At 70.7% G+C, this 6,324-nt stretch carries 6 protein-coding genes and 1 pseudogene; 5 read left to right on the top strand and 2 right to left on the bottom strand.

Going from position 1 to position 6,324, the window contains the following annotated elements:
- Together ACWD0J_RS40790 and ACWD0J_RS40795 are read left to right on the top strand one after the other, a co-directional pair.
- On the top strand, positions 1-386 hold a 386-nt coding region (locus ACWD0J_RS40790; RefSeq protein WP_451500923.1), incomplete at its 5' end, for a Clp protease N-terminal domain-containing protein.
- 783 nt (positions 387-1,169) lie between these two features.
- A complete protein-coding gene (locus ACWD0J_RS40795; protein ID WP_451500924.1) occupies positions 1,170-2,222 on the top strand; it encodes a glucose 1-dehydrogenase in 1,053 nt (350 codons plus the stop codon).
- 109 nt (positions 2,223-2,331) lie between these two features.
- Here ACWD0J_RS40795 and ACWD0J_RS40800 read toward each other — a convergent pair whose 3' ends face one another.
- A complete protein-coding gene (locus tag ACWD0J_RS40800; protein WP_451500925.1) occupies positions 2,332-3,276 on the bottom strand; it encodes an alpha/beta hydrolase family protein in 945 nt (314 codons plus the stop codon).
- A gap of 143 nt (positions 3,277-3,419) precedes the next feature.
- Between ACWD0J_RS40800 and ACWD0J_RS40805 the strand changes: the two genes are divergently transcribed.
- From ACWD0J_RS40805 to ACWD0J_RS40815, 3 genes are all read left to right on the top strand, one after another.
- Positions 3,420-3,791 (top strand): MerR family transcriptional regulator, encoded by a 372-nt coding sequence (locus tag ACWD0J_RS40805; RefSeq protein WP_451500926.1) that lies wholly within the window; start codon positions 3,420-3,422, stop codon positions 3,789-3,791.
- A 514-nt stretch (positions 3,792-4,305) separates the two neighbouring features.
- Positions 4,306-5,019 carry an SDR family oxidoreductase gene (locus tag ACWD0J_RS40810; protein WP_451500928.1) on the top strand — a complete coding sequence of 238 codons (714 nt, stop codon included), beginning with the start codon at positions 4,306-4,308 and terminating at the stop codon, positions 5,017-5,019.
- A 300-nt stretch (positions 5,020-5,319) separates the two neighbouring features.
- Positions 5,320-6,192, top strand: coding sequence for a helix-turn-helix domain-containing protein (locus ACWD0J_RS40815; protein WP_451500927.1), 873 nt, complete (start codon positions 5,320-5,322; stop codon positions 6,190-6,192).
- A gap of 36 nt (positions 6,193-6,228) precedes the next feature.
- On the opposite strand, the pseudogene ACWD0J_RS40820 reads toward ACWD0J_RS40815, so the two are convergent.
- Positions 6,229-6,324 (bottom strand): annotated as a pseudogene (locus tag ACWD0J_RS40820) (beta-galactosidase trimerization domain-containing protein); the annotation flags it as partial.

Below are 6,324 nucleotides of genomic sequence, written 5' to 3' on the forward strand. Positions count from 1 at the left end.
TCGACTCCGCGACGACCGCCATCAGGCCGCTCTTCGCCTCCGGCCGGGCCAGGATCGCCGCGAACTGGAGGACCACGCCCTCGATGTCGCCGGCGCAGGGCGTCGACCCCGGCCAGGCGCGGGACACGGTCCTGACCGCCCTGCCGGCGCGCAGCGACGCCGATCCGGTGTTGATTCCGTACGACGCCCGCTCGAAGAAGGCGCTCGAACTGACGCTCCGGACGGCCCTGCGGCTCGACGACGACGGTGTCAGCACCGGTCACCTTCTGCTGGGGCTGCTGGAGGAGGAGAACGGCGCCGGGGTGCTGTCCTCGCTGGGCGTCGACGCGGCGGCGGCCGAGACGTTCGTCGCGGACGCCGCCGGCGAACCGCCCGTCAACGCGTAGCGCAACCGTGTGGATCCGTCCACGGACGCGGGGAACAGCGGTGGTTCCCGGCATGGAGCAGGGCGTCCGGGCGAGGCGGAGCCTGTCGAAGGGTCTCACCTCATCCAGAGGCGCCTCGCGCCCCGCGCTGACACGCACTGACGCCCGCTGACGCCCGCGACCGATCATCGGCTGTCACAGCGCGGGGCCCGCTGAGCGGCCTGCGGGCCAGGCGCTGCCTCATCCGCCGAGCACGCCCGACGGGAGCAGTGCCTGAAGGGACGTAGCCGGGTTGCCCACCTCCAGCGACCCGAGGAGGCCGCCGAGGAGGGCAGCGCCAGGCGCCCCAGCGGACGGGAGAGGGGCCGACGCGGCCTGGGCGGCGGGGGCGGATGCCAGGAGAGCAACGGCCAGGACGGAGACACAGGCAATCTTCTTGATCATGTCTGGCCCAACGACCGGCGTCCCAGGGGGCAACTCTCGAGTCACCCGCTTGACGCAGCCGGGGCCCGGTCAGGCCGTCACATGGCCGTCTCAAGGCCGCCGCGCCCACCCCGTACCGGACCGTTCACCAGGACCCGTGTGCGGCGCAGCCGTTCGGCCGCCTTGTGCCGCCGACGCGCCTCCCGGTGCTGTCGGCATCCAGGCGACGTAGTGCGGCGCGACTGAGGTTGGCGCGCAGATGTCAGGTGAACTTGTCCGTACGAGGGGTACCGCCGTCACCATGCTGCTGTCGATGGAACCCCAGGCCGAGGACGAGGAAGCGTCCGGGGCTGAGACCGATGGTGAGAGGTGGCACATTCCATGCGCGCACTGACCGTACGACCTGGCCGGCAGAACTCACTCGAACTGCGGCAGCTGCCGGCCCCGTCCCCGGCCGACGGCGAGCTGCTGGTACGCGGCCTGACGGTGGGTGTCTGCGGGACGGATCACGAGATCACCGGCGGCGGCTACGGGTGGGCGCCGCCCGGCCGCGACTGGCTCGTCCTCGGTCACGAATCACTCGGCCGGGTCGAACAGGCGCCGCAGGGCAGCGGGTTCACGGCCGGTGACCTGGTGGCCGGAGTGGTGCGCCGGCCCGACCCCGTGCCCTGCGGTGCCTGCGCCCATGGGGAGTTCGACATGTGCCGCAACGGCCGCTACACCGAGCGCGGCATCAAGGAGATCGACGGCTACGGCGCCCAGCTGTGGTGTGTGGAGCCCGGCTACGCCGTCAGGCTGCAGCCGCACCTGGAGCACGTCGGCGTGCTCATGGAGCCGACCTCGGTCGTGGCCAAGGCATGGGAGCAGGTGGAGCGTGTGGGTGGGCGCTCCTGGTTCGAGCCACGACGCGTTCTGGTCACCGGTGCCGGGCCGATCGGTCTGCTGGCCGCCCTCCTCGGCGCCCAGCGCGGACTGCAGGTGCACGTCCTGGACCGAGTGACCAGCGGCCCCAAACCCTCGCTGGTACGGGACCTCGGGGCCACCTACCACAGTGACGACGCGGCGCATGTGATCGACAGGGTCTGCCCGGACGTCATCATCGAGGCCACCGGAGCCAGTGCCCTGGTCTTCGCCGCACTGCGGGGTACCGCCTCGTACGGGGTGGTGTGCCTGACCGGCGTCTCGCCCGCCGGCCGCAGCATCACCGTGGACGCGGGCGGCATCAACCGGCAGATGGTGCTGCAGAACGACGCCGTGGTCGGCTCCGTGAACGCCAACCTGCGTCACTTCCAGCAAGCCGCCGAGGCCCTGGCGAAGGCGGACCGGAACTGGCTGGAAGGCCTGATCACCAGGCGCGTCCCGCTCGCACACGCCGCCAGGGCGTTCGAGGCCCAGCCCGACGACGTCAAGGTCGTCGTCGACCTCCAGGACTGACCACCGAGCCGTCGTCCCTCCGGTAGGGAGAAACCCGCGCGCGATACCGGACGGTTCGTCGCCGTGCTCGCACGGTGAGCCGATGAGAGCCTCGCGGCGCGGCGACGTCTCACTTGGAATCGATCCGTCCCATGGGGTCGGCGCTCTCCGACAGGGCCTTGCGCGCCGAGGCCCAGCCGGTGTCCTCGATGCCGAGTGCATGGCGGAGGTAGGCCCAGGTGACCCGCTGGATCAGGGCGACCCGCTCGGGGTTCTCGTCCGTCGTCTCCTGGACTTCGTAGCCGGCGATCCCGCCCAGCGAGTGTTCCGCCCCGAAGAGGGTGAGCAGGCTCTTGTCACCCGGGCTCAGGAAGTACGGGTCGGCCATCCACTCCGGTCCCCTCACGGACAGCGGGGAGTCGTCCCTGTCCCCGGCGACGACGAGGGCCGGCGTGGTCATGTGGGCGAAGCGCGGGTTCATGAACGGGAAGTGCTCGGCTGCGTACGGTGTCAGGTCAGCTCCGCCTTTTCCAGCCGTGGCGAGCAGCACACCTGCCTTGATCCGTGAGTCGGACAGGTCCTCTTCCTTCCCGTTCACCGGATCGAGGACGCGCAGGCCCAGCAGACTGCCCGCCGTCTGACCGCCGAAGGAGTGTCCGGCCGCGGCGATGCGACTTCGGTCGAGGCGACCGCCGAGACCGGGGACGGCAGCTTCCAGGAGATCGAGCTGGTCGAGGACGCGCTTCATGTCCTCGACGCGCGAACGCCAGATCCGCGGTGTGCGGGGATCGTCCTGGCGAAGGCCCACCGTCCTGGAGTCGAGATGGGTGGGCTGCACCACCACGAAGCCGTGAGCGGCCCAGAAGTCGGTCAGGGGGCCGTATCCGTTCAGTGACGAGCCGAAGCCGTGCGAGAGGACGACGATCGGCAGTTCGCTTCCGGTCGCCGGCGCGGAGATCCTCACCCGCAGGCCCTCGCCACGGCCCGGTGCTTCCAGGACCACCGGCTTCACCGAGACGACGGGGGCGGGGGCGGGGAAGGCCACGTCCGTGGCCGTCGTGTCCGATGCGGTCATGGGAAGATACCTCTTTCGCATGTCTGCTTTCGCCCGTCTCTCCCCCGCTTCGGCGGAGAGGACGAGGCCGGTGCGAGACACGCTAAAACCTGACATTGACGTCAGAGGCAAGAAGTATGGTCCGGGACACATCGGGAGACGTGATGCGCATCGGCGAGCTCGCCACCAGGGCAGGCGTCAGCGTTCGGGCGCTGCGGTACTACGAGGAACAGCACCTGCTCGCCTCGGAACGCAGCCCCAGCGGCCAGAGGCACTACCCGGACAGCGCGGTCGACCGTGTCCGGCTGATCCAGCAGTTGTACGCCGCCGGGCTGGCGAGCAAGTCGGTCGCGGAGTTGCTGCCGTGCGTCGTGAACGGTGAGGCCACGCCAGAACTGCTCGAGGGGCTCTCGGCCGAACGGGACCGTATCAACAGGAGGATCGGCGATCTGGCGAGCGCCCGGGACAGGCTTGACACCGTCATCACCGCCGCCACCGCGAACTGGCGGACAGGGCAACACTGCCGACCCCAGTAGCCGGCAAGCCTGGCCTGCGGTCTCACGCGCGGTGACGTGCCGGGCCGGTCGGGGCACTCACGGCCTCGGTGGTGTCCTTCTCCGCGAGGACGTCATCCGTCGACTTGGTCTTCTTCGGTCGGTTCTCCTCGGGAACGGTCCGGCTTCCGGCGACGGACAGCGGCACACGAACCGACTAGCCTCACCCGCGCCCCGTAAACACCTGGACGTGGCACGGGCCGGGGCACGTGTGTGCGCGTGTGTTCCCGTGGCGCGGCGTCCGTGGGCCACTCGGTTGTCAGGCTCACCACCTCGTCGGCCAGGCGTGGGGTGTGCCGTACTCCTAGGAGGATCCCGTCCTTCTCCCGCTCCCGCAGACACGGCAGATTCGCGGGTGAACGAACCGTGAGCGGGGCTGCTGCCCTGGCTGAGCAAGGAGGACCCGGTGACACAGACACCCTCGGAGACCACACCCACGGGGAGCACCGAGAGCACCGAGAGCTCGGGGAGCACGGAACAGGGCGGCCGGAAGGTCGTGCTCGTCACCGGTGCCACCAGTGGCATCGGCGAGGGCATCGCCAGGCGGCTGGCCGCGGAAGGCCACCATGTGGTGGCCGGTGCGCGTCGAGAGGACCGGTTGACCAGCCTGGCGGAGAGCGTCCGAGCTCACGGCGGCAGCATCGACGTGCGCCGTCTCGATGTCACCGACCGGGCCGACGTGGCCGGGTTCGTCGACGAGGCGGTCACGGCCCGGAGCCGCGTCGATGTGATCGTCAACAACGCCGGCGTCATGCCGCTGTCGCGGCTCGACGCGCTCCTGGTGGACGAATGGGACCGGATGCTCGACGTCAACGTCAAGGGGCTGCTGCACGGCATCGCCGCGGCCATGCCGCACTTCCGGCGCCAGAAGAGCGGGCACTTCGTCACCATCGCGTCGGTCGGCGCCTATTCCGTCGTGCCCACGGCCGCCGTGTACTGCGCCACGAAGTACGCCGCGTGGGCGATCACGGAAGGGCTGCGGCAGGAGGCCGAGCCGTTCATCCGGGTCACCACCGTCTCACCCGGCGTCGTTGAGTCCGAACTGGCCGGCACCATCACCGATCCGGTGGCCGCGGCGGCGATGAAGGCCTACCGCTCGGCGGCCATCCCGGCCGACGCCGTCGCTCGTGCGATCTCCTACGCGATCAGCCAGCCCGCCGACGTCGACGTCAACGAGTTGGTCATCCGGCCTGCGCGGCAGCGCCCTTGACACCCGAGCCCGCGCGAAGGCGCCGTCCGCGGCCCGGCTCCGTGAGGAAGGCACCCGGAGTCGGCACTCGCCCAGGTGACGGGCACAGGTGCCCCCGCCTCGCGGGTCCGGCGTCTGCCGTCGGCGTCTCACCGGGCACGCCACGCCGGACGCCGGATGCCCGCGGCCCGGACCGCCGCTGACCGACCTGGCCGCAGCCTCCGGACCGGCGGGACCAGCGCCCTGGCGCGGCGAACGTAGGAGTATCGCGGCCACCTTGCGCAGCCGTGTCGGGTGCGGTGCGGGTCTACTGTCGACGGCATGGACAACGCCAACCTTCTGGGAGAGTTCCTGCGGGCCCGACGCGCTCTGGTGCGGCCCGGGGAGCAGGGCGTGCCCACGGTCGGCCACCGTCGTGTGGCGGGCCTGCGCCGCGAAGAAGTGGCCATGCTGGCCGGCCTGAGCACCGACTACTACGTGCGCCTGGAGCAGGGGCGCGAGCGCAATCCTTCGGTACAGGTGGTCGACGCGCTGGCCCGGGCACTGTTGCTGGACGACGAGGCGGCCGCCCATCTGCACCGGCTGGCCCGGCCGGTGCCGGGACGTCCCCGCGGGAACAGCCGGCGTCAGCGGGTGGGTCCCGCTCTGCTGCGGATGATGAACAGCTGGACCGGCACACCCGCCGTGGTTCTGGGGCGCTGTATGGAGGTGCTGGCGCACAACCCCCTGGGTGCTGCCCTGTTCGCCGGCCACACCTACAGCGGGGACCTGATGCGGCTCGTCTTTCTCGACCCCGACGCCCGGGACTTCTACCCGGACTGGGACCAGGTCGCCGCCAACGCGGTCGGCGGGCTGCGCGATGCCGCGGGAACCGACTACGACGACCCTCAGTTGATCGAGCTGGTGGGCGAGTTGTCACTCAGGAGCGAGGCGTTCCGTACGTTGTGGGCGCGTCATGACATCCGTCGCAAGAGGCACGAGACCAAACGCTTCCGGCACCCGGCCGTCGGGGAACTCACCCTGGACTACGAGTCGTTGACCATCAACAGCGCGCCGGGTCAGCAACTGGTCGTCTACCAGGCCGCGCCCGGCAGCCCCTCCGCGCACGCGCTGTCGCTGCTCGGCAGCCTCACCGCCACACAGACGGCACGGTCTTCGGATCCCGTGCGGCAGGACATCGCCACGGGCGACTGAATCCGCCCGGGCCGCCCTTCCCTGCCCGTACCGGGACGGCCCCTCGTGGACGGCGTCGTGCTCGTCGACGATGCCGGAGAAGTACGAGACGACGAGGGTGCCGCCGTTCTCGACGTACCGTTCGAGGTTGCG

The sequence above is a fragment of the Streptomyces sp. NPDC003011 genome (assembly GCF_053591515.1).

Bases quoted from the DNA above. Each gene is read 5' to 3' on its own strand.
- ACWD0J_RS40795 (WP_451500924.1), top strand. From the start codon at position 1,170: ATGCGCGCACTGACCGTACGACCTGGCCGGCAGAACTCACTCGAACTG.
- ACWD0J_RS40800 (WP_451500925.1), bottom strand. From the start codon at position 3,276: ATGACCGCATCGGACACGACGGCCACGGACGTGGCCTTCCCCGCCCCC.
- ACWD0J_RS40805 (WP_451500926.1), top strand. From the start codon at position 3,420: ATGCGCATCGGCGAGCTCGCCACCAGGGCAGGCGTCAGCGTTCGGGCG.
- ACWD0J_RS40815 (WP_451500927.1), top strand. From the start codon at position 5,320: ATGGACAACGCCAACCTTCTGGGAGAGTTCCTGCGGGCCCGACGCGCT.